The 25,943-nt window shown below is 68.4% G+C and carries 26 protein-coding genes; 17 read left to right on the forward strand and 9 right to left on the reverse strand.

What is annotated here, in order from left to right:
• Positions 1-65: 65 nt before the first annotated feature.
• From FKR81_RS07290 to FKR81_RS07305, 4 genes are all read right to left on the reverse strand, one after another.
• Positions 66-800, reverse strand: coding sequence for an SDR family NAD(P)-dependent oxidoreductase (locus tag FKR81_RS07290; protein ID WP_146350161.1), 735 nt, complete (start codon positions 798-800; stop codon positions 66-68).
• A gap of 76 nt (positions 801-876) precedes the next feature.
• Complete coding sequence (locus FKR81_RS07295; RefSeq protein WP_146350162.1) at positions 877-1,602, reverse strand: ComF family protein; 726 nt, start codon at positions 1,600-1,602, stop codon at positions 877-879.
• A 1-nt stretch (position 1,603) separates the two neighbouring features.
• Positions 1,604-2,497 (reverse strand): DNA-processing protein DprA, encoded by an 894-nt coding sequence (locus FKR81_RS07300; RefSeq protein ID WP_146350163.1) that lies wholly within the window; start codon positions 2,495-2,497, stop codon positions 1,604-1,606.
• Between the two features lie 103 nt (positions 2,498-2,600).
• Entirely contained in the window at positions 2,601-3,236 is a 636-nt protein-coding gene (locus FKR81_RS07305) for an HAD family hydrolase (protein ID WP_146350164.1), read from the reverse strand.
• Between the two features lie 65 nt (positions 3,237-3,301).
• Here FKR81_RS07305 and FKR81_RS07310 point away from each other — a divergent pair, with 65 nt between their 5' ends.
• The 5 genes from FKR81_RS07310 (at position 3,302) to FKR81_RS07330 (ending at position 10,246) form a co-directional block, all read left to right on the forward strand.
• On the forward strand, positions 3,302-4,468 hold the full coding sequence (locus tag FKR81_RS07310) for an MFS transporter (protein WP_235921361.1): 1,167 nt from the start codon (positions 3,302-3,304) through the stop codon (positions 4,466-4,468).
• 61 nt (positions 4,469-4,529) lie between these two features.
• Positions 4,530-6,545: a PhoX family protein gene (locus FKR81_RS07315; RefSeq protein WP_186762819.1), complete on the forward strand. Its 2,016-nt coding sequence runs from the start codon at positions 4,530-4,532 to the stop codon at positions 6,543-6,545.
• A gap of 127 nt (positions 6,546-6,672) precedes the next feature.
• Positions 6,673-8,766 carry a PhoX family protein gene (locus FKR81_RS07320; protein ID WP_146350165.1) on the forward strand — a complete coding sequence of 698 codons (2,094 nt, stop codon included), beginning with the start codon at positions 6,673-6,675 and terminating at the stop codon, positions 8,764-8,766.
• A 168-nt stretch (positions 8,767-8,934) separates the two neighbouring features.
• Positions 8,935-9,435, forward strand: a complete 501-nt coding sequence (locus FKR81_RS07325) for a DUF3455 domain-containing protein (RefSeq protein WP_235921362.1) — start codon at positions 8,935-8,937, stop codon at positions 9,433-9,435.
• Positions 9,436-9,568: 133 nt separating this feature from the next.
• Positions 9,569-10,246 (forward strand): SDR family oxidoreductase, encoded by a 678-nt coding sequence (locus FKR81_RS07330; RefSeq protein WP_146350167.1) that lies wholly within the window; start codon positions 9,569-9,571, stop codon positions 10,244-10,246.
• Between the two features lie 6 nt (positions 10,247-10,252).
• On the opposite strand, the gene FKR81_RS07335 is transcribed toward FKR81_RS07330, so the two are convergent.
• Entirely contained in the window at positions 10,253-10,687 is a 435-nt protein-coding gene (locus FKR81_RS07335; RefSeq protein ID WP_146350168.1) for a PPOX class F420-dependent oxidoreductase, read from the reverse strand.
• 115 nt (positions 10,688-10,802) lie between these two features.
• Here FKR81_RS07335 and FKR81_RS07340 point away from each other — a divergent pair, with 115 nt between their 5' ends.
• From FKR81_RS07340 to FKR81_RS07355, 4 genes are all read left to right on the forward strand, one after another.
• Positions 10,803-11,714 carry an ABC transporter ATP-binding protein gene (locus FKR81_RS07340; RefSeq protein WP_146350169.1) on the forward strand — a complete coding sequence of 304 codons (912 nt, stop codon included), beginning with the start codon at positions 10,803-10,805 and terminating at the stop codon, positions 11,712-11,714.
• Positions 11,715-11,718: 4 nt separating this feature from the next.
• The gene (locus FKR81_RS07345; protein WP_146350170.1) at positions 11,719-12,468 is read left to right on the forward strand and encodes a hypothetical protein; all 750 of its coding nucleotides are present in this window, start codon (positions 11,719-11,721) and stop codon (positions 12,466-12,468) included.
• Positions 12,469-12,552: 84 nt separating this feature from the next.
• Positions 12,553-13,458 carry an ABC transporter ATP-binding protein gene (locus FKR81_RS07350; protein WP_146350171.1) on the forward strand — a complete coding sequence of 302 codons (906 nt, stop codon included), beginning with the start codon at positions 12,553-12,555 and terminating at the stop codon, positions 13,456-13,458.
• A 40-nt stretch (positions 13,459-13,498) separates the two neighbouring features.
• The gene (locus tag FKR81_RS07355; protein WP_146350172.1) at positions 13,499-14,119 is read left to right on the forward strand and encodes an adenylate/guanylate cyclase domain-containing protein; all 621 of its coding nucleotides are present in this window, start codon (positions 13,499-13,501) and stop codon (positions 14,117-14,119) included.
• 6 nt (positions 14,120-14,125) lie between these two features.
• On the opposite strand, the gene mycP is transcribed toward FKR81_RS07355, so the two are convergent.
• Positions 14,126-15,445, reverse strand: coding sequence for a type VII secretion-associated serine protease mycosin (mycP, locus tag FKR81_RS07360; protein WP_146350173.1), 1,320 nt, complete (start codon positions 15,443-15,445; stop codon positions 14,126-14,128).
• A gap of 166 nt (positions 15,446-15,611) precedes the next feature.
• Here mycP and FKR81_RS07365 point away from each other — a divergent pair, with 166 nt between their 5' ends.
• The 5 genes from FKR81_RS07365 (at position 15,612) to FKR81_RS07390 (ending at position 21,163) form a co-directional block, all read left to right on the forward strand.
• Complete coding sequence (locus tag FKR81_RS07365; RefSeq protein WP_235921363.1) at positions 15,612-16,121, forward strand: hypothetical protein; 510 nt, start codon at positions 15,612-15,614, stop codon at positions 16,119-16,121.
• A gap of 68 nt (positions 16,122-16,189) precedes the next feature.
• A complete protein-coding gene (gene trmB / locus FKR81_RS07370) occupies positions 16,190-16,834 on the forward strand; it encodes a tRNA (guanosine(46)-N7)-methyltransferase TrmB (protein WP_235921395.1) in 645 nt (214 codons plus the stop codon).
• A 144-nt stretch (positions 16,835-16,978) separates the two neighbouring features.
• Positions 16,979-18,088 carry a nitric oxide synthase oxygenase gene (locus tag FKR81_RS07375; RefSeq protein ID WP_235921364.1) on the forward strand — a complete coding sequence of 370 codons (1,110 nt, stop codon included), beginning with the start codon at positions 16,979-16,981 and terminating at the stop codon, positions 18,086-18,088.
• Between the two features lie 296 nt (positions 18,089-18,384).
• Positions 18,385-19,560, forward strand: coding sequence for a sensor histidine kinase (locus tag FKR81_RS07385; protein WP_146350177.1), 1,176 nt, complete (start codon positions 18,385-18,387; stop codon positions 19,558-19,560).
• Between the two features lie 298 nt (positions 19,561-19,858).
• Positions 19,859-21,163, forward strand: coding sequence for an amidohydrolase family protein (locus tag FKR81_RS07390; RefSeq protein ID WP_146350178.1), 1,305 nt, complete (start codon positions 19,859-19,861; stop codon positions 21,161-21,163).
• A 140-nt stretch (positions 21,164-21,303) separates the two neighbouring features.
• Here FKR81_RS07390 and FKR81_RS07395 read toward each other — a convergent pair whose 3' ends face one another.
• On the reverse strand, positions 21,304-22,095 hold the full coding sequence (locus tag FKR81_RS07395; RefSeq protein WP_235921365.1) for an HAD family hydrolase: 792 nt from the start codon (positions 22,093-22,095) through the stop codon (positions 21,304-21,306).
• Positions 22,096-22,142: 47 nt separating this feature from the next.
• Between FKR81_RS07395 and FKR81_RS07400 the strand changes: the two genes are divergently transcribed.
• From FKR81_RS07400 to FKR81_RS07410, 3 genes are read left to right on the forward strand one after another with little or no spacing between them, the layout of a single operon-like run.
• Positions 22,143-22,670 (forward strand): TetR/AcrR family transcriptional regulator, encoded by a 528-nt coding sequence (locus tag FKR81_RS07400; protein WP_146350180.1) that lies wholly within the window; start codon positions 22,143-22,145, stop codon positions 22,668-22,670.
• Positions 22,670-23,095 carry a pyridoxamine 5'-phosphate oxidase family protein gene (locus FKR81_RS07405; RefSeq protein ID WP_146350181.1) on the forward strand — a complete coding sequence of 142 codons (426 nt, stop codon included), beginning with the start codon at positions 22,670-22,672 and terminating at the stop codon, positions 23,093-23,095. Before FKR81_RS07400 ends, FKR81_RS07405 begins: the two co-directional genes overlap by 1 nt.
• On the forward strand, positions 23,079-23,984 hold the full coding sequence (locus FKR81_RS07410; RefSeq protein WP_235921366.1) for an SDR family oxidoreductase: 906 nt from the start codon (positions 23,079-23,081) through the stop codon (positions 23,982-23,984). The genes FKR81_RS07405 and FKR81_RS07410 overlap by 17 nt, the downstream gene beginning before the upstream one ends.
• Here FKR81_RS07410 and FKR81_RS07415 read toward each other — a convergent pair.
• Together FKR81_RS07415 and FKR81_RS07420 are read right to left on the reverse strand one after the other, a co-directional pair.
• Positions 23,981-24,637, reverse strand: coding sequence for a response regulator (locus FKR81_RS07415; RefSeq protein WP_146350182.1), 657 nt, complete (start codon positions 24,635-24,637; stop codon positions 23,981-23,983). The genes FKR81_RS07410 and FKR81_RS07415 overlap by 4 nt on opposite strands.
• Positions 24,638-24,646: 9 nt before the next feature.
• Positions 24,647-25,810: a sensor histidine kinase gene (locus tag FKR81_RS07420; RefSeq protein WP_146350183.1), complete on the reverse strand. Its 1,164-nt coding sequence runs from the start codon at positions 25,808-25,810 to the stop codon at positions 24,647-24,649.
• Positions 25,811-25,943 lie beyond the last annotated feature (133 nt).

Genomic DNA, 25,943 nt, shown 5'->3' on the forward strand with positions numbered 1-25,943 from the left:
GGTGGCGGCGATTCCTTTTGGGTTGCTGGGGCCCCCCGCTCCCCGCCCCCCCCCCCCCACACCGCTCAGCGCTTGGAGAGCCGCAGCTTCTGCCAGGAGCCGTCGGCGGTCCACCCACCGTCGACCGGCAGCGCCACGCCGTTGATGAACGTGCTCTTGGACGAAGCCAGGAACGCGACGGCGTTGGCGATGTCGTCCGGCACGGCGAACCGCCCCGCGGGCACGTGGTCGGTGATGTCGGAGTCGACGTAGTACCCGCCGGCCTGCGACTCGACGTCCATCTCGGTCTTGACCCAGCCGGGGCACACGGCGTTGACGCGCACCCCGCGCCCGCCCCACTCGACGGACAGCGTGCGGGTCATGCCGATCAGCCCGTGCTTGGTCGTGTTGTACGCGGCGCGGTCCGCCACACCACGCAGCCCGGCGACCGACGCTATGTTGATGACCGAACCGGAGCCCTGCGCGAGCATGATCTTGCCGAGCGCCTGCGTGAGCAGGAACGGGCCGGTGAGGTTCACCTCGAGCATCCGGTGCCACTGCTCGAGCGTCGTCTCCTCGAACGGCACGATCCCCGCGATGCCCGCGTTGTTGACCAGCACGTCGACCCGGCCGTACGTGTCGGCGACGTGCGCGGTCAGTCGTTCGACGTCGGCGGGCGACGCGACGTTGCCGACGATCCCGTCCTTGCTCTCCTGGAGGTCGAAGCCGACGACGGTGAACCCGTCCTCGCGCAGCACGTCCGCGATCCGCAGGCCCATGCCCTGCGCCGCGCCGGTGACCACAGCAACTCGTTGCGTCATGAGCGCGAGGCTAGGTGCCTGAGCGGGCCGAGCGGCAGCACCCGTGCGTGATCCCACGTCTCAGGACCAGCGGTGCTTAGCCCACGAAACACGCACAGCAGCTGTTCCAGTCGAAGGGGCGCGAGCGCACGAGGTCGAGGTACTGGGTCGTGTGCTCGTCGGTGGGATCCAAGTGGCGCCCGATGACCAGTCCGACAACTCGCTTAGCACCGGCACGCTTCAGAGCCACCGCGCAGGACTGGAGGCTTGCTCCGGACGTCCACGTGTCGTCGACCAGGAGAACGTTCTTGTCGGCCACGTCGCTGTGGACGGTGCAGGCATCCGGGCGGAGCTGCCGAGTGTTCTGCTCGGTCGTGCTCAGCACCTCGGCGAACCGACCTCGGGTGAATCCGAGTCGTCGCCCGAGCAGGTCGACCAGTGGGTGAGCATTGGTGCGCTCGCGCGTGCTCGGAACGACCGTGACCAGCTCGAACGGTCCGAGGCATTCGCCGTGGCGGCCGAGGAAGTTCGCGAGCACGGAGAGCAGCTCGTTGGTGAACCGAGTGCGCACAGCCTGAAAGCGGCTGTACTTGTACTTCGCCAGGACGTAGGCGAGCTGTTGATCCTTGACCGCGATGGAGATCGGCACGACGAGATCGGCCAGTTCGCTGTTGGCGGCCTCGTAGTGCTTGTTGCACTGCCAGCAGCGAGTCCACCCCTTCGAGTCACGGCGACAGACCTCGCACACCACGCCGGCGACAACGGGTGGCGGGGGCACGAGGATGTTGCTGTAGCGCTCGATGAGCTGGCTGAACGGGCTCACGTCAGAAGTTGATCAAATCCGGAACGTCGGTGCCGAGATCGTCCAGTACCCGGAGCAGTTGGTCCGGGCTCTCCAGCACGGTTGTGTTCGGCCTCGCCGCCATGTCCTGTCCCCAGGTCGTGCCGGTGACGACTTCAGGCAGGAGGAAGACGTGGCGCCCGTGCTCCAGTGCCAGCCGGGCCTGGATGCGAGTGCCGCTGTGCTCGCCTGCCTCGACGACGACGGTCGCGACACTGCACCCGCTCATCACCGCATTGCGCATCGGGAAGTGATGCTTGGCCGGTCCGGCGTCCGGCCAGAACTGCGACAGCACAGCGCCCGTTCGCTGAATCTCCTCGTGCAGTTCGGCGTTGGCGCTCGGGTAGCAGGTGCGCAGGCCGGTGCCGACCACGGCGACGGTGCGGCCCCCTGCGTCCAGCACGGCTCGGTGCGCCGCACTGTCGACTCCCGCCGCGAGTCCGCTGAGGACAGTGATCCCGTTCTGGGTCAGCATCGTCGCGATCTCGCGGGTGATGTGCAGTCCGCGGCTGGACGCGTTCCTGCTGCCGACTACGGCAACGCCGTTCTGGTCGGCGGGATCGAGGAAGCCGCGGTAGGTCAGGAAGGGGGGCCGCTGGTGCACCATCATCAGCTGCACCGGGTAGTCCTCGTCCAACACGGTGACGAGCCGGATGCCTTCTTCCGCCCACGCCTTGATCTCGTGCACCACCGCGTCGAGCTGATCGGCGGGGTCGACGGTGACGTGGTCGAGCGTCGGCTGCTCCGGCGTCAGCAACGTGTCCAGAGAGGTCAACGCAGAGCCGGACTCCTCCACGACCCTGGTGACGTCGGCCCAACCGAGCTCGCTCTCCCGCAGAGCGAGCAGCAGCGCGGCCTGTTCGACCTGGTTCGTCACGACCTCATCCTATCGAACAGAGGTTCGACCTGCGAGTTCACTCGCGGGAAAGTGGGCGAGTCTACTCAGCTCAAGTGCGGACCGATGGCCGTGCAGCCGACGGCTACGCCAAGGCGTCCGGCAGGTCGACGATCGAGCCGAGAACCGACACCTGCGCCAACACCGCGGGGTCCGGCGGGAAGTGCTCGTTGGGCACCGCGAACACGGTCATCCCGGCGGCCAGAGCCGCACGGAGCCCGTTCGTGGAGTCCTCGACGGCGTAGCAACGCTCGGCGGCCACCCCGAGCTTCGCGGCTGCCAGCAGGTTCACGTCCGGTGCGGGCTTGCCCCGACCGGCGTCCTCGGACGACAGTGCGACCTGGATCAGCTCGTCGAGCCCGGTCGCGTGCAGGAACGACCTGATCAGCACCGGCGGCGACGACGAGGCGATGGCCACGGGGTAGCGCGCGGCGACCGAGCGCACCGTCGAAACGGCACCGGGCAGCACGGGTGGACCGGACTCGTAGCGCTCCACCATCCCGGCGATCACGCCGTCGGAAGCCGCGGCGGGCGCCAGCTGAACACCGACGGACGACACGAGGTAGTCGGCCCACTCGGGGGTGCTCATGCCCTGCATGTCGGTCGTCGCGGTGGGCGTCCACGCACCGCCGTGGGCGAGCGCAAACGCTTGGCGCACCTCGTCCCACACCTGCTCGGAGTCCACCAGCACGCCGTCGAGGTCGAACACCACAGCTTCCACGCGGCCAACCTACCCGTGACCGCAATTACTTAGCTATGCGAAGCAATTAATGTTAGGGTAGCTAAGTGAATCTGAAAGGGCAGCCCAAGCAGGTGTGGATCACGGCGTTCGCCGCGGTCATCGCCTTCATGGGAATCGGTCTCGTAGACCCCATCCTGTTGTCCATCGCGGAGGGACTGCACGCGACGCCCGCGCAGGTCACCCTCCTCTTCTCCAGCTACCTCGGCGTCCAGGTCCTCGCGATGCTGTTCACCGGCGCCGCGTCGGCCAGGTTCGGCGCGAAGCGCACGCTCACCGCCGGACTCGCCCTGATCGTCGCCGCCACGCTCGCCTGCGCCGCGGCAGGCAGCATCACCGAGCTCGTCGGGCTGCGCGCGGTCTGGGGCCTCGGCAACGCGTTCTTCATCGCGACCGCGCTCAGCGTCATCGTCGGCGCGGCCAGCGGCGGCCAGAAGGGCGCGATCCTGCTGTACGAGGCGGCGCTCGGCCTCGGCCTGAGCGTGGGACCGCTGCTCGGCGCGCTGCTCGGCAGCATCTCGTGGCGCGGCCCGTTCCTCGGCACCGCGATCCTCATGGCCGTCGCGCTCGTGCTCTGCTCGATCTTCCTGACCAAGGACGGGCACGAGGAACGCGCTCCCATCAAGATCCTGGACCCGCTCCGCGCGCTGAAGCACCCCGGACTGCTCAAGACGAGCATCGGCGCGTCGCTCTACACGGCCGCGTTCTTCGCAGTGCTGGCCTGGTCGCCGTTCGTGCTCGAGTACGACGCGGTCGCCATCGGCCTGATCTTCTTCGGCTGGGGCCTGTGCGTCGCGGTGTCCAGCGTCGTGCTCGCGCCACGGCTGGCGCACCGCATGGGCGAGCAGCGCGCGACGGTGGCGGCGGTCATCGCGTTCGCGGCGCTCATGCTGGTCATGGCCGTGCCGAGCAAGCCGCTGCTGGTCGTCGCGGTGATCGTCAGCGGTGTCGTGAGCGGCCTGCTGAACACGCTGTTCACCGGTACCGCGATGAGCATCAGCGACGCCCCGCGCCCGGTCGCGAGCGCCGGCTACAACTTCCTGCGCTGGCTCGGCGGCGCGCTTGCGGCGACGTTCGTGAGCCACCTGCCCCACCCGTTCGTGATCGCCGCGATCATGTGCCTGGTCGCCTCCGGTCTGCTGACGACCATCAGAGCGGATGTGCACGAGGTACCCGCCGAAGCGGTCCTCGTCGGCGGACAGATGGCGGGTTAACAAGAAGTGAACAAGGTCCTACGGTCAGTTGGTTCCTGTCTGACCGTAGGAGGCCACGACCATGATCCCCCTGCCACTGCTCGCCAACCACCGCCCTGGTAGAGCAGCGGTGACCTGCGAGTACCGCTGTGGCGACGCTTGCTTCCACGAAGTTCCGAACACGTCCGGCAACCCCTACTTCGGTGACCTGTTCACCCGCCGCGCCGCGCTGAAGGCGGGTGCGGTCGTCGCGGCCGCCGCGACCGTCGGACTCCCGGCCACCGCCGCGGCCCAGGAGGCGAGCGGGCACCGTCCGCCCAAGGGGCTGAACTTCAAGCCCGTGCAACCGAACACCCAGGACGCGGTCGTGGTCCCCGAGGGCTACGAGCAGGGGATCGTCATCCGCTGGGGCGACCCGCTGTTCCCCGGCGTGCCGCAGTTCGACTTCGACAACCAGACCGCCGCCAAGCAAGCCGAGCAGTTCGGCTTCAACTGCGACTTCGCCGCGATGCTGCCGTTGGACCACCTGGGCCTCACCAACCTCATGGTGACCAACCACGAGTACACGTCCGAGCCGTTCATGTTCAAGGGCTACAGCTCGGCCAACCCCACCAGGGAGCAGGTCGAGATCGCCTGGGCCGCGCACGGCCTGTCGGTGTTCATGGTCAAGCGCACGCCCCACTCCGGCCAGCTCAAGCCGGCCTTCAGCAAGTACAACCGCCGCATCACGTTGCACACCGAGTTCGAGGTGCGCGGCCCGGCCGCGGGCAGCGCACTGCTGAAGACGTCGGTCGACCCGACCGGCACGAAGGTCTTCGGCACCATGAACAACTGCTCGGGCGGTGTCACACCGTGGGGCACGATCCTGTCCGGCGAGGAGAACTTCAACCAGTACTTCGCCAACGCGGGGCCGTTGAACGACCCGCGCCTCGCCCGGTACGGCATCACGGGCACCGCGACCGGCCGCAAGTGGGAGCGGTTCGACAAGCGGTTCGACCTCGCCCAGGAACCCAACGAGGCCAACAGGTTCGGCTGGGTCATCGAGCTCGACCCCAACGACCCCGACTCGACGCCGGTGAAGCACACGCACCTCGGCCGGTTCAAGCACGAGACCGCGAACGTGCGGATCGCTCGCGATGGCCGCGTCGTGGCGTACTCCGGTGACGACGAGCGGTTCGAGTACATCTACAAGTTCATCTCGAACGGCAAAGTGCGCAAGGGCGACAGCAGGTCAGCGCGCAGGCACAACATGACCTTGCTCGACGACGGCACGCTCTACGTCGCGAAGTTCACCGGCGACAGCCCGCCCGCTGAGATCGACGGCACCGGCAAGCTGCCGTCCGACGGCCAGTTCGACGGTTCCGGCGAGTGGATCCCGCTGGCCAGCGGCAAGAAGTCCTTCGTGCCCGGTATGACCGCCGAGGAGGTCTACGTCTTCACGCGCATCGCCGCGGACAAGGTCGGCGCGACGAAGATGGACCGCCCGGAGGACATCGAGTGCCACCCGCACACCGGCCGGGTGTACTGCGCGCTCAGCAACAACGTCGAACGCGGGAACGCGGGCAAGGAAGGCGCGACCGAGCCGAACCCGCGCCTGCAGAACCGCCACGGTCAGGTGCTCGAGCTGGCCGAACGCCGCGACGACGCGCTCTCCCTGACGTTCCGCTGGGACCTGTTCCTGGTCTGCGGTGACCCGAAGTCGCCGGACACCTACTTCGGCGGCTACGACAAGTCGCAGGTCAGCCCGATTTCCAGCCCGGACAACGTGGCGTTCGACCCGCACGGCAACCTGTGGATCTCGACCGACTCGGCGGGCGCGCTGAACGGGCTGAACGACGGCCTCTACGGGGTGCCGCTGGAAGGACGCGAACGCGGACACCTGAAGCTGTTCCTCACCGTGCCGAAGGGGGCCGAGACGTGCGGCCCGATCATCGGCGAACGCGTCATCACGGTGTGCGTGCAGCACCCTGGAGAGGTGGACGGCGCCTCCGCCGACAACCCGGCGTCGCACTGGCCTGACGGAGGCAGCAGCCAGCCGCGTCCGTCGGTCGTCGCGGTCTGGAAGCGCGGGCATCGGCAGCTGGACGAAATCGGCTGATCACACAGCGTGCCCCGATCGTTGGGTGCAGGACGAGTTCGTCTCCCGTTCACCTCGTGGACGGCTGGACATCGACTTGCCGACCTAGGTTCAGCCGGTTCCCACTGAGCCGATCTCGGAGGCCTACGTGTCTTCCCCCACCGATCGGGGCCGCCGCCTGCTGCCCCTGCTCCCGACGCACCCGCTCGGGCGCGCGGCGGTCACCTGCGAGTTCCGCTGCGGCAACGCGTGCTCGCACGAAGCCCCCAACTCCTCGGAAAACCAGTACTTCGGCGACGTCGTCCGCGAGGTCGTGAGCCGCCGCGGCATGCTCAAGGCGGGCGCGGTGATCGCCGCGGCCGGCGTCGGCGCGGTGTCGATGAGCGGCACGGCCCTCGCCGCGCCCGTCGAGGTCGACCTGGACGTCGACCTGGACCTCAAGTTCGGTCGCGACCGCGACGGCCTCAACTTCGAACCGGTCGCGCCCAACACGCTCGACCAGATCGTCGTGCCGAAGGGCTACCAGCAGGACGTCGTGATCCGCTGGGGCGACGCCGTGCTGCCTGATGCGCCCAAGTTCGACTTCGACAACCAGACGCCCGAGGCGCAGGCGAAGCAGTTCGGCTTCAACAACGACTTCTGCGGCCTGGTCCCGCTGCCCGGCTGGGACCGCTGGCTCATGGTGAGCAACCACGAGTACACGACCGAGTCGTTCATGTTCAAGGACTGGGCGCCGGACAAGATCACCGAACGGCACGCCAAGATCGCGTGGGCCGCGCACGGCCTGTCGGTCGTCCAGGTCGAGCGCGACCACCGCACCGGCAAGCTGGTGCCGTCCAAGGACAAGCGCCGGTACAACCGCCGCATCACGCTCACCACGCCGTTCGAGGTGCGCGGCCCGGCCGCCGGTTCGCAGTACCTCAAGACGTCGGCCGACCCGACCGGCAAGAAGGTGCTCGGCACGCAGAACAACTGCTCGGGCGGTGTCACGCCGTGGGGCACGATCCTGTCCGGCGAGGAGAACTTCAACCAGTACTTCGCCAACGCCGACCTGGTCACGGACCCGGACACCAAGGCGAAGCTGGGCCGCTACGGCTTCAGCGGCAAGGGCTCCCTGCGCAAGTGGGAGAACTACGACAAGCGCTTCGACCTGGCGCAGGAACCCAACGAGGCCAACCGCTTCGGCTACATCGTGGAGATCGACCCGCTCGACCCGACCTCCACGCCGGTCAAGCACACGGCGCTCGGCCGGTTCAAGCACGAGGGCGCGAACGTGATCATCGCCCGCGACGGCCGCGTCGTCGCGTACATGGGTGACGACGAGCGCTTCGACTACATGTACAAGTTCGTCTCCGACGACTGCTACCTCCCCGGTGACAGCAAGCGCGCGCGTGAGCACAACAAACGCCTGCTCGACTCCGGCACGCTGTACGTCGCACGCTTCAAGGGCGACAGCCCGGTGGCCGAGATCGACGGCACCGGCAAGCTCCCGTCCGACGGCGAGTTCGACGGCACCGGCGAGTGGATTCCGCTGGCGCGCAACGACAAGTCGTTCGTGGACGGCTTCACGGCCGAGCAGGTCTACGTCTTCACCCGGCTCGCGGCGGACAAGGTCGGCGCCACCAAGATGGACCGTCCCGAGGACGTCGAGCCGTCCAAGAAGAACCGCCGCATCTACGCCGCGCTGACCAACAACACCGACCGCGGTGTGAAGCCCGGCAAGGAAGGCGCGACCGAGATCGCGCCGCGGGTCAACAACAAGCACGGCCACGTGCTGGAGGTCGAGGAGCGCCGCAGCGACAACACCGCGCTGACGTTCTCCTGGAAGCTCCTGCTGGTGTGCGGTGACCCGAAGTCGCCGGACACGTACTTCGGCGGCTACGACAAGTCGCAGGTGAGCGCGATCTCCTGCCCGGACAACGTCGCGTTCGACTCGCGCGGCAACCTGTGGATCTCCACGGACGGCAACGCGCTCAAGTCCAACGACGGCCTGTTCGCGCTGCCGGTCGAGGGCAAGCGCCGCGGGTTCGTGAAGCAGTTCCTCACGGTGCCCAACGGAGCCGAGACGTGCGGCCCGGTCATCACCGACGACTTCGTGCTGGTGTCCGTGCAGCACCCCGGCGAGCTCGACGGCGCGAGCGCCAACAACCCGTTGTCGCACTGGCCGGACGGTGGCACCAGCCAGCCGCGGCCCGCCGTCGCGGTGATCTGGCGCAAGGACCGCGGGCACGTCTGCGACTGATCATGACGTAGCTCACTCAGTTGGAATGAACGGTCGCAGCCACCCGTCCGTGTGATGGGTGGCTGCACCGCGGACAGCCGCAGATCAGGTTCGATGTGGTTGTCCAAAAAGGAGTGAGTTGTCGTGAAGCGTGCTGCCCTTTTCCTTGGTGCCGTTGCCATCGCCGCTGTGACCACCGCCTGCGGTTCGGCGACCGCCACCACCCCCACCTCCACCCCGGCCTCGGACGCCGCTGACGCACCCGTCGCGGCCGCCGTGCAGGTCCCCGCGGGCAACGAGCTCGTCGGCAAGTACAAAGCGACCGGCGTGCAGGTCTACACCTGCACCGGCAACGCGTGGAAGGGTCTCGAGCCCGCCGCGACACTGGTCGACAAGGACGGCAAGCCGATCATCCTGCACTCCCGCGGCCCGGTCTGGGTGTCCACTGTGGATGGCAGTGCGGTCGAGGCCGCCCCGGTCGACGGCGCGAAGGTCGACCGTCCAGGCGCCGTGCCGGAGCTGCTGCTCAAGACCAAGGCCAACCGCGGCGACGGTCTGTTCGGCAAGGTGAACTACGTGCAGCGCCTGCAGACCGAGGGCGGCGTCGCCCCGAGCGGTGGCTGCACCCAGGGCGCCCAGACCTCCGTGCCCTACTCGGCGCTCTACACGTTCTTCGCGCCCGAGGCCTGACCCTGGCGCGGTCATCGCCGCCCCGGCCACCTCACTTCCTCTGGTGGCCGGGGCGGTTTCGCGCTGCCAACGATTCGTGCAGCCGACAAAAGGAGGGCATCCGGAACGCCTTCCGCAAGCTACGGTCTCCCCCATGAGTGATCGACCCGTCGCCCTCATCACCGGGGCCACCCGCGGTATCGGTGCGGCGGTCGCCCGCAGCCTCGCGCCAACGCACGACCTCCTGCTGGGCGGACGTGACCGCGACCTGCTCGAGGACCTCGCCGAGGAGCTGCCGTCGGCGCGGGCCTGGCCGGTCGACCTCACGTCGGTGTCGTCGGACGACGTGGCGGCCATCTCGTCGCTGGACGTGCTGGTCCACAGTGCAGGCGTCGCGTTCTTGGGGCCGCTCGCCGAGGCTTCGGTCGACGTGTGGCGCCAGACGTTCGAGATCAACCTGATCGCGGTCGCGTCGCTGACGAGGCTGTTGCTGCCCGCGTTGCGCGCGGCGCAGGGGCACGTGGTGCTGATCAACTCGGGCGCGGGCCTGCAGGCGAACCCGAACTGGGGCGTGTACGCGGCGTCGAAGTTCGCGCTGCGGGCGTTCGGCGACTCGCTGCGCGCCGAGGAGCAGTCGCTGCGGGTCACGTCCGTCCACCCCGGCCGGGTCGACACGGACATGCAGCGCGACGTCCGGGCTCAGGAGGGCGGCGACTACCAGCCGCAGTACTACCTGGAGGCCGACTCGGTCGGCAAGGCGGTGGCGACCGCGGTGCTCGCCGGGGACGACGCCCACTTCACCGAGATCGTCGTCCGCCCGCGAGCCCACTGAGTCCGCTCAGTCGGAGACGTTGACCTTCGCGACGATCTTGTCGATTTTCACCCTGATGGCCATCTCGCCGGGCACGGCGTTGCGCTCCGCGTATTCGTCAGCACGCTCCGCTCCCATGTAGCGAGCGGCCGTTCGACCTGCCCAATACGAAAGTTGTTGGGGGTCCTCATCGGTAGTAGCACGACCCGTAAGGGTCACGAAGCTGAACGGCGGGTGCTCGTCGTCGAAGCACAGAGACACCCTGCCGTCCCGCAGGATCGACTTGCCCTTGATGGTGTCCTTCGAGGTCAGGAACACGAGATCGCTGCCGTCGAGATCAACCCAGACGGGCGCGATGTGCGGAGATCCGTCCTTGCGCGTGACCGCGAGCTTGCCGGTTCGCGCCGGCGACGCCAGCACGAACTCCCGCCACCAGCCTTCTGGAGCTTCGGTGTAACCCATAAAGGCCATCTTTCCCCAGACCTAAGTTGACGCATTTCGAAGACCCGGGAGTGATGTCCTCGCACGGGTGGTGGGGCGACTCTGATTCCCAACACAGGGACCCAGGGGAGACACCATGATCGAGGCGATCGGCCTCACCAAGAGATACGGCAAGACGGTAGCCGTCGACGATCTGTCGTTCTCCGTCGCGCCGGGCAAGGTGACGGGCTTTCTCGGTCCCAACGGGGCGGGCAAGTCCACGACCATGCGGATGATCCTCGGCCTCGACCGCCCGACGTCGGGCAAGGTGCTCATCGACGGCAAGCCGTACGCGGGCCTGCACCGTCCACTGCGGACGGTCGGCGCGCTGCTGGACGCCAAGTGGGTGCACCCGAACCGCTCGGCGCGGGCACACCTGCGGTGGTTGGCCAAGTCCAACGGCCTGCCCGCGCGCCGTGTCGACGAGGTGCTGGAGACCGTCGGTCTCACCGCCGTCGCGGGGAAGCGCGCGGGCGGGTACTCGCTCGGCATGTCGCAGCGACTGGGGATCGCCGCGGCACTGCTGGGCGACCCGCAGGTGCTGCTGTTCGACGAGCCGGTGAACGGCCTTGACCCGGAGGGCATCCTCTGGATCCGCAACTTCATGCAGGGCCTGGCCGCCGAGGGCCGCACCGTGCTCGTCTCGTCGCACCTGCTGTCCGAGATGGCGCTGACCGCGTCGGACCTCGTCGTGATCGGCAAGGGGAAGCTGATCTCGCAGAGCACCACGCAGGAGTTCGTCGAGCGCTCGTCCGAAGCCTCGGTGAAGGTGCGAAGCCCCCAGCTGGGCGCACTTGGTCCCCTGCTGGTGGACAAGGGATTCACCGTTCGTGACAACGGCGACACGTCGCTGTCCGTATCGGGTGCGACGAGTGACCAGATCGGTGACATCGTCGCCGCGAACGGCTTCGTCCTGCACGAGCTGTCGCCGCAGCGCGGTTCGCTCGAAGAGGCGTTCATGCAGCTCACCGGCGATGCTGTCGAGTACCACGCCGAGATCGGGAAGTGACACCATGACCCTGTTGGCAGTCGAGAGAATCAAGCTCTTCTCCACGCGCTCGCCGTGGTGGTGCGCCGCACTGGCGCTGGTGATCACGGTCGGCATCACCGCGCTGATCGCGGCGAACACCAGCACGGAGTTCCCGCTGACGGTCGGCGTGACGCAGGCGTTCTACACGTTCGGCATGTACGTGGTCCTGGTGATGGCGGCGCTCGCGATCACCACGGAGTACCGCTTCAGCACGATCCGCGCGACGTTCCTCGCGGTGCCGAACCGCATCTCGGCGCTGCTCGCGAAGACGGTCGTCGTGTCGCTGCTCGCGGGTGTCATCGGCGAGCTGGTCGCGTTCGGCTCGTGGGGCATCAGCAAGCTGATCAAGCCGGACGTCAACATCGCGATCAACACCGCGCAGGAGTGGCGCAACGTCGCCGGTGTCGGGGCGGTGTTCTTCGTCGGCGCGATCTTCGCCATCGCGATCGGCACGCTGCTGCGGCACACGGCGGGCGCCGTCGCGCTCCTGCTGGTGTGGGCGCTCGTGGTCGAGTCGCTGGTCGGGATCATCCCGAAGATCGGTGACGACATCCAGCGCTGGATGCCCTTCGTGAACGGCAACCGCTTCCTCACCGCGGGCACCGAGCCGTTCCCAGGGGAGCCGGTCATCAACTACCCGTTCGGGGCGTGGGGATCGCTCGGCTACTTCGCGGCCATCTCCGTCGGCCTGCTGATCGTGGCGTTCGTCGTCGCGAAGAGGCGGGACGCCTGACCATGGGGGAACAGGGGCGCGGGTCACCTTCGGGGGGTGATCCGCGCCCCGCTGTCTTTCTGCACCGCTATCGGGAGGCTTGTGATGATCGAAGCGAAGCGGCTCAGCAAGCACTACGGCCGGACCGTCGCGGTCGACGACCTGTCGTTCACCGTGAACCCCGGCCGGGTCACCGGCTTCCTGGGGCCCAACGGCGCCGGCAAGTCCACGACCATGCGGATGATCCTGGGCCTTGACCGCCCCAACGGCGGCGACGTCCTGATCGACGGCCAGCACTACGCCGGTCTGAAGCACCCGCTGCGCAAGGTCGGCGCACTGCTCGACGCGAAGTGGGTGCACCCCAACCGTTCCGCCCGCGCTCACCTGCGCTGGCTGGCGAAGTCCAACCGGCTGCCCGTGTCGCGTGTGGACGAAGTGCTGGAGATGGTCGGCCTGACCGCGGTGGCTGGCAAGCGCGCGGGCGGGTTCTCACTGGGCATGTCACAGCGCCTCGGTGTCGCAGGCGCGCTGCTGGGCGATCCCGAGATCCTCCTGTTCGACGAGCCGGTCAACGGCCTCGACCCCGAGGGCATCCTGTGGATCCGCCAGCTGATGCACCGCCTCGCCGACGACGGTCGCACCGTGTTCGTGTCGTCGCACCTGCTGTCCGAGATGGCGCAGACCGCACAGGACCTGATCGTGATCGGCCGCGGCAAGCTGATCGCAGCGACGACGACCGAGCAGTTCATCCACGACGCCACCGAGGACCGCGTCCGGGTGCGTTCCCCGCAGGCCTCGCGGCTGCGCGAGCTGCTGGCCGGCCAGGCACTGGTCGCCGACGACGCGGTCGACGGGGCGCTCGTCGTGCACGGGCTGGCGGCGTCCGTCGTCGGTGAGGTGGCGGCGGAGAACGGCATCGTGCTGCACGAGCTGTCGCCGCAGCGCGGGTCGCTCGAGGAGGCCTTCATGCAGCTGACCAAGGAGTCCGTGGACTACCACGCCCACGACTGAAGTAGCGTGCCGACCTTTCTCGGACGTGAGAGGTCGCGTGGTGGACGAACTACTGGAAGATCCGAAGCTCTTGGCGGGTCTCTGCGTGTGGACGGAGCCGGTCTGCGAGGACCTGCTGGCGGTCGAACGAGGCGAGCTCACCGAGGAGGGATTCCGCGACCGGTACCTCCACCGCAAGGCCATCCTGGTGCTGGACATCACCGGCTTCACCACGACTGCCCTCAAATCCAGCGAGGTTCATGCGTTTCTGCGGATCCTGAACGTGCAGAAGCTGTGCCAGCCGATCTTGCAGCGCCGAGGGGCGAGCCTGATCCGCGCGTTCGCCGACGACATCGTGGCGCTGTTCGACGACCCGAATGCGGCGTTGGACGCGGCGTTCGAGATCCATGAGGGCCTGGCCCGGCGGACTGGCATCTACCAGGCTGCCGGCTGCATCGGGATCGGGTACGGCGACGTGTTCGCCATCGGTCCGAACCTGGCGATGGGCAACGAGATGAACTGCGCGTCGAAGCTGGGCGAGGACACCGCCTGCGCCGGCGAGACCCTGCTGACCGAGAACGCGTACGAGCAGCTGCGGGACCGCGGAGACGTTCGGTGCGAACTGCGGGCGGTCGACGAACTGCCGTTCAAGTTCTTCAGCGCCACGCCGAACAGCGCCTGAGCCGCCTCAGTTCGAGGCCTGCGGCCCTGACGGCTGAGACGACTGGTCTGCGGCCGACTCCGGCGAGGGCTCTTGTGCCGGAACCGGCTCCTGCTCAGCCGCAGGCTCCACAGCCGTGACCGCGGGCGGCGCGCTGTAGGTCATCGGGGCCGCGAGCGCGTCCTCACCGACCGCCGCGACCGGCCAAGGGGCGAACGAGTCCGGTGGCAGAGGTGGAGCACCGGCCACCGGCGCGTGCCTCCGCCGAGACCGCGAAGCCGGAACCACGACCAGCAACGTGCTGAACAGCCCGACGACGAGCACGGTTCCGAGCACGAACGGCACCCGCCCCTCCACCGGAGCGGCGGCCTGAACGGGCGGAGCGGGAACCGTGGTGGGCACCGAACTGGACGCCCGAGGCGGTGGCAGGAGGGGATTGCGGGCCACCGACGGCACGTCGGCGGTCAACGCCTTCACCGGGTCGACCATCCCGAACCCGGTCGGCTTGTCCCGTCCCGGCTCGCCCATGTCGCGGGCGGTGGTGATCAACCGGTTGACGACGTCGGGTGCAGACATGGCCGGGTACTTGCCCCGCACCAGCGCGGCCACCCCGGACACGATCGCCGAGGCGGCACTCGTCCCGTCCATCTCGGCGTACCCGGTGGCGAACACGGACGTCGGCGACGCGGTCACGATGCCCTCGGCGGGCGCGGCGAGCACGGTGTCGGAACCGACGTTGGACTGCTTCCACGGCTCCGAAGCCTGGTTGGTGCCCGCCACCGCGATCACGCCGCCGATGTTGGCGGGAGCGGAAACGGCACCGCCCTCGTTGCCGGTCGCGGCGACGAGCACGACGTCCTTCTCGATCGCGTAGTTCACGGCGCGCACCAACGAAGGCGTCAGCGATGACGTGAAACCGAGCGACATGTTGATGACGCGGGCGCCGTGATCGGTCGCCCAGTGGATGCTGTCGGCGACGACGTCGAGCGCGAACTGCTCCTTCTCGGCCGACGCGACCGGGAGGATCTTGGCCCTGGGAGCGATCCCGCGGACGCCGCCCGCGGTGCCCTTGCCCGCGATGATCGCGGCCATGCCGGTGCCGTGCCCGTCGGTGTCCTTCGTGCCGTCGGAACCGGTGGAGGTGCCGAAGCCGGTGCCGGGCAGCACCTGGCCCGCGAGGTCGGGGTGGGAGGCGTCCACACCGGAGTCGATCACCGCGACGACCACGCCGTCGCCCCTGCTGATCTCGTGCGCCGAGTACACGTCGAGCGCGTCGAGGTGCCACTCCTGCTCCTCGATCGTCTGACCGGCGAGCAGCAGCGGCAGCGCGAGAGCGAGCACGGGCATCAGCGGCACGTCATGTCCATCGTCACAAAACACCAGAACGCAACGTGCTGGGCCTCACATCACACGTAAGGCTGTCGTTAATAGCGCGTGAAATCGGCCTCGGGACAATGACTTTTGTTCCAACTCGCGGTGACATGGGTACATCCCGTTTGCGGAGGTGACCGTCGTGCTGCGTGTTGAACCAATGGTTGGTCTCGAGTGGGCGGGTGCGATCGAATCGACGAACGGCGAACTGGCCGCCACACCGGCCGAGGCGCGGAGGTCGTGGATCGACCGCGCCGACGAACGACAGGTGCTCGCCTTGTTCGAGGCGGTTCGCAGGATGGAGACGAGCCCGCCGTCGCCGTGGTGGCTGCGCGCGGTCGCCCGCGGCAAGCTGCCGTCCCGCGCGGCCGGGTACGCGGTCGAGGACGAGGTGACCGAACTGCTCGGCGACCGTCCGGGCTGGGTGTACGTGCCGTGGGTGAACGCGGGTGAGGTCGGTTACTGGGAGTTCGTGCCGTCGGAGAGCGGCGTCTACGGCCCGGCAGAGCCGACAACGGTGCAGTTCACGGACCGGCACCCCGGCTGGGTCGACCTGCTGCCCGCCCACCGAGGGCCCGGTCTGCGGCAGCCGATCGACTTCACGATCGCCGACCTGCGTGCGCAGATCGAGGACATCGAGCTCATCGCCTAGTCTGTATGGCCGTGACCAGGCCTGAGCACCACCGATCGATCGTCAGCTTCGTCCAGCGCGGTGAGCGCATGACCGTTGGACAGGAGCGCGCCTGGGACACCCACTGGGAGAAGCTCGGCGCCGAGGTGAAGACGCTGCCCGACGGGCACCTCGACTTCACGTCGTGGTTCGGCCGCGAAGCGCCCGTTCTGCTGGAGATCGGCTCCGGCATGGGTGAGACGACGGCGCAGCTCGTCGCGGCCGCGCCCGAGCTGAACTACGTGGCCGTCGAGGTCTACAAGCCCGGCCTGGCGCAGCTGCTGCTGCGCGCCGAACACCTCGGCGGGCTGGACAACCTGCGGGTGCTGCGCGGCGACGCCGTCGACCTGCTGACCGACCACATCGCACCCGGTTCGTTGAGCGGTGCGCGCATCTTCTTCCCGGACCCGTGGCCGAAGAAGAAGCACCACAAGCGCAGGCTGGTGCAGCCGGAGTTCGTGAAGCTGCTGTCGTCGCGCCTTCAGGAGGGCGCCGTGCTGCACATGGCGACGGACTGGGAGCACTACGCGAACCAGATGCTCGCAGTGTGCTCCGCCGAGCCGACCTTGGACAACGTGTACGACGGCTGGGCGCCGCGTCCCGATTGGCGGCCGGTGACGAAGTTCGAGCAGCGGGCCGTTGAGGAGGCTCGAATCAGCCACGATCTGATGTTCAAGCGGAACAACGTCACCTGACCGTGTACTCAAGATGACTCTTGAGACTGTCGAGACGAACACACTCCGTCGATATGTCACCCGATTGGCTGGGACGTGTTGATCACCCGATGTGCCCCGAGTGGCAGTGGCGAGTGAAGCCGTTCCGGCCATAGGTTTCGCGCCGTGACCGCAGTTGACCTCGATGTCGCGGAGGAATTCCTCCGCATGTTCCACGTGGCGCACTCCGAAGCCGGCTCTGTCAGCGCGCGCATCGCGCAGGTGCGCGCCGAGGTCGCCGACACGGGAACCTACCGCCACACCACCAACGAACTCGCGTACGGCGCGCGCATCGCGCTGCGAGATTCGGGCTGGTGCACGTCCGGCGTTCCCTGGCGCAGACTGAAGGTGCGCGACCTGCGCGGTTACCGCAACGCCGCGGCGGTCGCCGGCGAATGCGTCGAACACCTGCGGCTCGCGACGAACGAGGGTGAGATCCGGCCGCTCGTCACGGTCTTCGCACCGGACACGCCCGGCACGCCGGGACCGTGCATCTGGAATGAACAGCTGATCCGCTACGCGGGCTACTCCGACGGCATGGGCGATCCGCGCTACGCGCAGTTCACCGACACCATGCAGGGCATGGGCTGGGTGCCGCCGGACGACCGCTCGCGCTTCGACTACCTGCCGCTCGTCGTCGAGACCGCGCACGAGGGCGCCCGCCTGTTCACGATGCCGCGCGAGGTCGTGCACGAGGTGCCGCTGGAGCACCCGGACATCCCCGAGTTCGCCGAACTGGGGCTGCGCTGGCACTCCACGCCGGTGATCAGCAACATGCGCCTCACCATCGGCGGCATCAACTACCCGGCCGCGCCGTTCAACTCCTGGTTCGTCGGTGCCGAGATCGGCGCGCGCAGCCTCGCGGACGAAGGCGCCTACGGTGCCGCACGTGAAGTCGCCGAAGCGCTCGGCCTGGACACGTCGTCCGAACGCACGTTGTGGCGCGATCTCGCGACGGTGCACCTGAACCGCGCGGTGCTGCACTCGTTCGACAAGGCGCAGGTGACGATCACCGACCACCACGCGGAGGCGCTGCACCGGTTGGCGTGGCTGCGTTCCCGGCAGAAGCCGTCACCAGCTCGTCCCGCGTTCCGGCTCGATCCCGTTGCGGCGCAACGCGCCCGCACCGGTGGTCCCGCTCGGTTCGCGCCCGGCGCTGTCGAGGAGACCCGTCCGCACGGCCGGCTCGCCGAGCTCATGCGGTTGCATTCACTTGCAGCAGAGGCCAGTGCTTGACTTCCCCATCAACCACTGGCTCCCGCTTCAGCGCTGCTGCGAGTCGACGATCACGCCCGAAAGTGCCATCAGGGCAAGAACAACCAAACCGGCCACCGCAGCGACCCAGGTGAGCACAATCCCGAACATCGCATCCTCCGTTCCCCGAACTTCTGACTCCAGAGTGAGCTGCGCACACGTCATCCGGCATCCACCAGGAGGGTTGTTTCCGCAGGTCGCTGGATCAGCCTTCTGGCTGATGCGGTAACCGACCCAGGTACGACGCACGATCAGTCCTGAGCATTTACCGTGTTCGCGTGACGAGCCCCGATCTGAGCTGGCGCAGCCTCGCGAGACGGCAGTGGCCGCTGGCCCTGATCCTGCTGGCCTTCCTGTTAATCGAGGTCACGGGCTTCTCGTCCGCCGAACCGGAACTGTGGTGGCAGGTACCGGGTTCGCTGGTGATGATCGCGCTGGCGGTGCTCGCGCCGCGTCGTCCGTTCGACGCCGCGCTCGCCGCGAGCGCCACACTGCTGGCGAGCTCGGTGTTGCTGAAGTGGTTGCAGGTCGCGCCGACGCCGCAGTTCTTCGTCAGCGGAGCCGTTCTGACCGAAACCGCGGCGGCGATGGCCATCATCGCGTTCGTGGTTCGTCAAGCCACGCCACGGCGTGCGGTCATCGGAACAGTTGTCGTGGTGGAAGGAATGGCCGTCGCGGAGGTGCTTCGGTCCAACTACGACCTGGTGCACTACGGCTATCGCGGTTCCTTCGACCAGTACTACTTCGGCGGCACCTTGATGCTCGTGCTGTCCGTCGGGACGGGACTGTACTTCCGCGCCCGTGACCGGGAACGCTCGAAGTCCGTCGAGCTGCAGGTCACCGAGGCGCAGCACGCGGAACGGATGGCGCTGGCGCGCGAGCTGCACGACGTCGTCGCGCACTACGTCACGGCCATCGTCGTGCATTCGCAGGCGGGACAGGTGAATCCCCAGGCCGCGATGCAGGTGCTGCCGGTGATCACCCACAGCGGCAACGAGGCGCTCACCGCGATGCGCAGGCTGGTCGGCACGTTGCGCGGCAGCGAGCCCGCTGGTTCGTCAGGTGCCAACACCACCAGCGACCTGGCGGACGACGTGCGCGGGCTGGCCGAGGAGTCCGGCCAGCCGGTGCGCCTGTCGTTCGACCTCGCCGAGCAGGTGCCACCCGAGCTCGGCAGGTCGGTGCTGCGGTTGGTGCAGGAGTCGCTGACCAACGCGCGCAAGCACGGCACCGACGTGTCCGCGGTGGACGTCAGTCTGTCCACAAGGGATGGAAACGTGCACGTGCTGGTGCAGGACAACGGAAACGGCCAGCAGCACGCACCGGTCGGCGGATCGGGCGGCTACGGACTGGTCGGCATGCGCGAGCGGGTCGAGCTGCTCGGCGGAACGTTCCACGCGGGCAGGCGGCAGCCGCGCGGCTGGGAAGTCAGGGCTTCGTTGCCGATCGCCTAGGCGGCTTCGGCGTCGCGGGCTTCTGCGCGCGCCTGAAGTCACCACGAGACGTGCAGGGCTTCTTCGACATGTAGTGCACCTCCTGCTCAGTCTGTTCGATCTTGAAGACGCGTGTGTTACCCCGTGGTTGCACGAAGGGCCCGCCGCGTGCGTCGCGGCGGGCCCCTCGGTTGGGGTGAAGTGTGAGTGCCGGGGGCGGACCCTGGGGGTCGGCCCGTCCCCGACGAGACGGGTTTTCCCGCGCCGCCGAGAACCCACACCTGAAAGTGAGCCAGCTCACAATGGCAGGATTAGGCGCATGTCGTTTCGCCTGCACGCTCCGGTCGTCCTGCCCTGCGACGCGTCCTGCACCGTGCTGCGCGACGCGGTCGTCGACGTGGTCGACGGACGGATCGCGTTCGTCGGTCCCGCCGCGGACGCGCCCGCGTTCGACGGCGAGGTCAGGCGGCTGAGCGGCATCCTGCTGCCCGGCCTGATCAACTCGCACGCGCACAGCCCGATGACCGTCCTGCGCGGACTGGGCAGCGACCTGCCGCTGCTGCGCTGGCTGCGCGAGGCGATGTGGCCCGCCGAGGCGCAGATGAACGGAGCCGACGTGCGCACCGGCATGCTGCTCGGCGCCGTCGAGATGCTGCGGCACGGCGTCACGACCAGCGCGGAGATGTACTTCTACGGCGAGGAACTGGTCTCGGCAGTGCTCGAGGCGGGCTCGCGCGTCGTGTTCGGCAGCGCGATCCTCGACCTGCCCGGCATGCCGTGGCGCCCGATGACCGAGGTGATCACCAAGTGGATCGACGCGGACGGTCTGCGGTTCGGGCCGGGCGAGCGGATCGAGGTCGGCTACGGCCCGCACTCGGCGTACATGCTGACGCCGGAGATGCTGAGCGAGATCGCCGACGAGGCCCGCGCCCGCGGTGCGTTGATGCAGATCCACGTGGCCGAGGCCCCGGACGAGGACATCGCGCAGCGCGAGGCGCACGGGTCGGTTCCGCGCCTGCTGGCTTCGGCAGGCGTGCTGGGCGGGCGCGTGCTGTCCGCGCACTCGGTGCACCTGTCGCCCGAGGACATCAAGATCTACGCGTCGCACGGCGTCGGTGTCGCGCACTGCCCAGGCTCCAACGGGAAGCTCGCGTCCGGCATCGCGCCCGTGTCCGCGATGCTCGAGGCCGGCGTGTCGGTCGGGCTCGGGACCGACGGGCCCGCGTCCAACGACGACCTCGACCTGTTCGAGGAGATGCGACTCGCCGCCCTGTTCGCCCGCGTGTCCTCGATGGACGCGTCCGCTCTGGGCGCTGCCGGTGCGTTGTTGATGGCCACCCGTGGCGGTGCCGCTGCGCTCGGCCGGACCGACATCGGGTCGTTGACCAGCGGTTACTGGGCTGATCTCGTGCACATCGACGCCGACGACCCGGCCTTCGCCGTGGGGCTCGACGCGCCCGATGCGCAGCTGCTCGCGAACCTCGTGTGGGGGTCCGGGTCGCGGCGGGTGACCGACGTGTGGGTTGCCGGTGAGCAGGTTGTCGCCGGTGGGGAGTCGACCAAGGTGGACCGCGTCGAGGCTCAGCGCAACGTCGGCGTGGTGGCGGCGCGGCTGCGCGCCTGAGTTGTCCACAGGTGGCGAGTTATCCACAGGTTGGTCAACAACCTGTGGTCAACCTGTTACTGACGGTAGACTGGAGCAGGGACGCCCCCCAGGGAGGGCGGGGGGCTGCCCGGCCGGCGAAAGGCCTTGCGGCGTTGCCGTCAGGCGGGGAAGAAGCGAGACAGCACGGTAGCCAGCCCGTCCTCCAGCACGGTGTCGGTCACCGAGTCGGCAGCAGCCTGAACGGTCGCAGGTGCCTGCCCCATGGCAACCCCGTGCGCCGCCCACCGCAACATCTCGACGTCGTTGTGCCCGTCCCCAACGGCGAGCGTGTCACCGGCCGCCACCCCGAGGTGCACCCGCAACTCCTCGAGAGCGGACCCCTTGGTCACCCCAGGCGGCACCGCGGTCAACCACGGCTCGGTGTGATCAACGGTCCAGGCCACAGAGGGCAACTCGAGGTCCCGCACCGCGAACGCCAGCTCCTCGGGCGTCCGGTCGTGCCACCGCACCACGAGCCGAGGCGTGGCGACCGCGGCCAGCTCTGAGAACGTCCCGAGAGTCACGACACCCCACAGGTCGCCCGTGCGGAACCGCCCCAGGGACATGTTCCCGACCCCGGTCTGCTCAACGGCGAAAACGGCCCCTGGCAACAGTTCCCGCAGAGCGGCGATGGTGGGCCCAGGCGAGAACGTGGTGCGCCGCAGCACGGCGCGAGACCCGCGGTCCCACCACACGGCTCCGTTGGAGCACAGCGAGATCCCCGGCAGGTCCAGTTGGTCGGCGATGGGGGTGGTGCCGATCAACGACCGCCCGGTGCACAACACGACGTGCGTGCCATGGGCGGCCGCGCGGGTGATGGCCGAGTGCACGGCCGGGGCGATGTCGTTGGTGCCGCTGCGCGCGAGGGTGCCGTCGATGTCGAGAGCGACGAGCCGGGGTCTCCAGTTCACTGGCACAAGACTATGCGACGGTTAGTGAATTGTGGTTCACTAACGGCGTGGCACGACCGCGCAGCATCACCGATGAGCGCATCTTGGACGCGTTGGCCCTGGTCATCGACCGGAAAGGGCCCGAGTTCACGATCGCGGACGTCGCGCGGGAGGCACAAGTGAGCGTGGGCGCGGTTGCGAAGCGGTTCGGGTCGAAGAGCGGGTTGCTGCAGGCGTTGACGAAGGCCGGCACGGAGACGGTCGTCCGGAGGATGCGCGAAGCCGGCAGTGTCCGGCTGGCGCTGCTCACCTGGTTCGACCGGCTCGCGGACCCCGAGGTCGCGACGAACAACCTCGCGCAGCTGGGGGTCGACCTCATCGATCCCGAGCTGAGGGCGTTGCTCGGCAAGCACTACGCCGCGCTCGAGGACGAGCTGGAAGTGCTGTGCCGCGAGGAAGAGCTCCCAGGCAACGCGGCGCGGGTGCTGGCCGCGCTCGTCTACGGGATCTCGATGGACTGGTCGGTACGACCGAGAGGCGAGCTGGTGCGACGGATCGAGGAAGACATCGACAGCGTGTTGGAGGGGTGGCGCTGATGGCGACGTGGCAGGAGTTCGAGCGGCAGGCGCCGGAACTCGCGAAGGCGGTGCGCCACCGGTTCGACCGGGACAAGCACAAGTTGCTGGCCACGGTCCGCAAGGACGGGGCGCCGCGGATCACCGGCATCGAGACGGTGTTCGAGGACGGTCAGCTGAGGGTCGGCAGCATGGCCGACTCGTGGAAGTCCCGCGACCTGAAGCGGGATCCGCGGTTCGCACTGCACAGCACCAGTTCCGACCAGACCATGACCGACGGCGACGCGCGCATCAGCGGCACCATGGCGCTGCACAGCTCGTCGGACGACGCGGACACGTTCACCGCGGACATCACCGAAGCAGTGACGATCACCGTCGAGGGGAACGAACTGGTGATCGTCTCTTGGCACGAGGGAAAGGGAGTCAGCCGTGCCGTCAGGACCTGACCTGTCCGGGAAAGTCGCCGCCGTCACCGGAGCGACCCGCGGGGCCGGACGAGCGATCGCCGTCGAACTGGGCGCCGCGGGCGCGACCGTGTTCGTCGGCGGACGCACGACCCGCGAGCAGAAGTCGCCCGTCAACCGGGACGAGACGATCGAGGAGACCGCCGAGCTCGTCACGAAGGCGGGCGGCAAGGGCATCGCGGTCCGATGCGACTTCACCGATCCGTCCGATGTGGACAACTTCGCATCGAAGATCGACAAGCTGGACATCCTCATCGACAACGCGTGGGGCGGCGAGAGCCTCGTCGAGTGGGGCAAGTTCTGGGAGCACGACCTCGAGCGGCAGCTCAGGATGTGGCGCAACGGCATCGAGACGCACCTCGTCACGTTGCACAAGCTGGTCCCGCTCGTGCTGAAGAGCGACGCAGGACTGATCGTCGAGGTCACCGACGGCGACGACAACGAGCAGTACTACGTCAACCTCACCTACGACGCGGTCAAGCACAGCATCCGCAGGTTCGGCTGGATCCTCGCCAAGGACCTGAAGGACACCAACGTCACGGCACTCGCGGCGACGCCCGGTTTCCTGCGCTCCGAGCACATGCTGGAACTGTTCGGCGTCACCGAGGAGAACTGGCGCGACGCGATCGCGAAGGTCCCGCACTACGCGCTGTCCGAGACGCCGCACTACGTCGGCCGCGGCCTCGCGCACCTCGCCGCCGACCCGGACAAGCACCGGTTCGCCGGGCAAGCGCTGTCCTCGTGGGCGCTCATGCGCGAGTACGGCTTCACCGACCTCGACGGCAGCAAGCCCGACTGGGGTCGCTGGTTCGAGGAAGTGGTCAAGCCGGGCAAAGATCTGTCCACTGTGGACGCTAGCGACTACCGCTAGACGTCGCCGGGCCGCACCAGGCCGGTTTCGTACGACAGCACGACGGCCTGGACGCGGTCCCGCAGCTCCAGCTTCGCCAGGATCCGGCCGACGTGCGTCTTCACCGTCGCCTCGGACAGGAACAGCTTGCGCGCGATCTCCGTGTTGGACAGGCCCTTCGCGATGAGCACGAGCACCTCGCGCTCCCGCTCGGTCAGCACGTCCAGCACGGTCGCGTCGCGCAGCTCACCGCCGCCGTCGCCGAGGAACCGGCCGAGCAGCCGCTTCGTCACCGACGGCGAGACGACCGCGTCGCCCGACGCCACGGCGCGCAGCGCGGACACGAGGTCGCCGGGCGGGGTGTCCTTCAGCAGGAACCCGCTGGCGCCGTTGCGCAACGCCGAGAGCGCGTACTCGTCCATGTCGAACGTCGTCATCACGAGCACCTTCGCGGTGCCCGCCTCGGTGATCCGCTTCGTGGCCTCGACACCGTCGAGCACGGGCATGCGCACGTCCATCAGCACGACGTCCGGCCGCAGCTGGTCGGCCATCTGCACGGCGTCCAGCCCGTCCGCGGCCTCGCCGACCACGTCGACGTCCTCCTGTGCGCCGAGCACCATGCGGAAGCCCATGCGCATGAGCTCCTGGTCGTCGACTAGCAATACTCGGATCACGCTCACAAGCTATCCCGCCGTCACCGGGAACACCGCCCGGACCCGCCATCCGCCACCGGGGTTCGGCCCGGCGTCCAGCGAACCGCCGAGCACGTGCGCCCGCTCCCTCATGCCGATCAACCCGTTGCCGCCGGACACGGCGACCACGTCCTGCGGCGAGCCGAAGCCGTTGTCCACGACCTCGAGCCGCACCTCCTCGTCCGTGCGCGCCAGCCGCACCAGCGTCGACGTGCCCGGCCCCGCGTGCTTGAGGATGTTGGTCAGCGCCTCCTGCACGATCCGGTAGATGCCGAGCCCGACACCGACCGGCAGGTTGTCCACGTCACCGGTGATCTCCAGCCGCACCGGCACACCCGCGGTCCTGGACTGCTCGGCCAGCTCGACGACACCGCGCGCGTCCGGCTGCGGCGCCCACTGCGTCTCCTCGTCCTCGCTGCGCAGCACGCCCAGCAGCCTGCGCATCTCGGTCAGCGCCAACCGGCCGGTCTCCGCGATCGTGCCGACCGCGCGCTCGGCCTGCTCGGGGTTCGACCTGATGTTGTAGAGCGCACCGTCGGCGTGCACGATCATGACGCTCACCGAGTGCGCCACCACGTCGTGCAGCTCGCGCGCGATGCGCGACCGCTCCTCGCCGACCGCCAGCTTCGACGCCTGGTCGCGTTCGGTCTCCAGCAGCTTGAGCCGCTGCTCCAGCTCGCTGTGGTACGCCCTGCGCGCGCCGACGAACTCGCCGAGCGCCCAGCTGAACGCGAAGATCACGAAGACCACGAACAGCAAGGGCAGCGCCTCGAGCGTCCGCACCTGGAACACGGCCCACAGCACCGAGCCGACGACCAGCCACAACGCGTAGACCAGCGACTGCCGCCTGCCGACGTACGCGACCATCGTGTACAGCGCGACGGCCAGCGCGAAGTCCGATATCCGCACCGGCACGCCGCCGCCGTCGAACGACGTGGTGTGCGTGAAGAGCTGCAGGAACCCGCCGGTGAGGATGATGTAGCTCGAGCCGAGCGGGTGGTAGCGGCGGAACGGGATCGGCCCGATCAGCAGCAGGCCGACGACCAGGAACCACGACGTGGACACGGTCATCGCGCTGGCCGCGGTGCTGAACAGGTCGAACATGGCGAGCACCCCGGCGATCAGGGAGTCCCCGAACACCGGGTGAGCTCGCATCCACAGACTCAACCGCCGCACTGCACAAGATTAGGTACGCGCGGGACTTTCGCGCGTCGCGCCACGGGCTGACTCAACGTACGACTTCGGTCGGACGTTATTGTGTCAATGAGTCGATACAAACGGGGGTGCG

It is taken from the genome of Lentzea tibetensis (assembly GCF_007845675.1).
Taxonomy (GTDB): domain Bacteria; phylum Actinomycetota; class Actinomycetes; order Mycobacteriales; family Pseudonocardiaceae; genus Lentzea; species Lentzea tibetensis.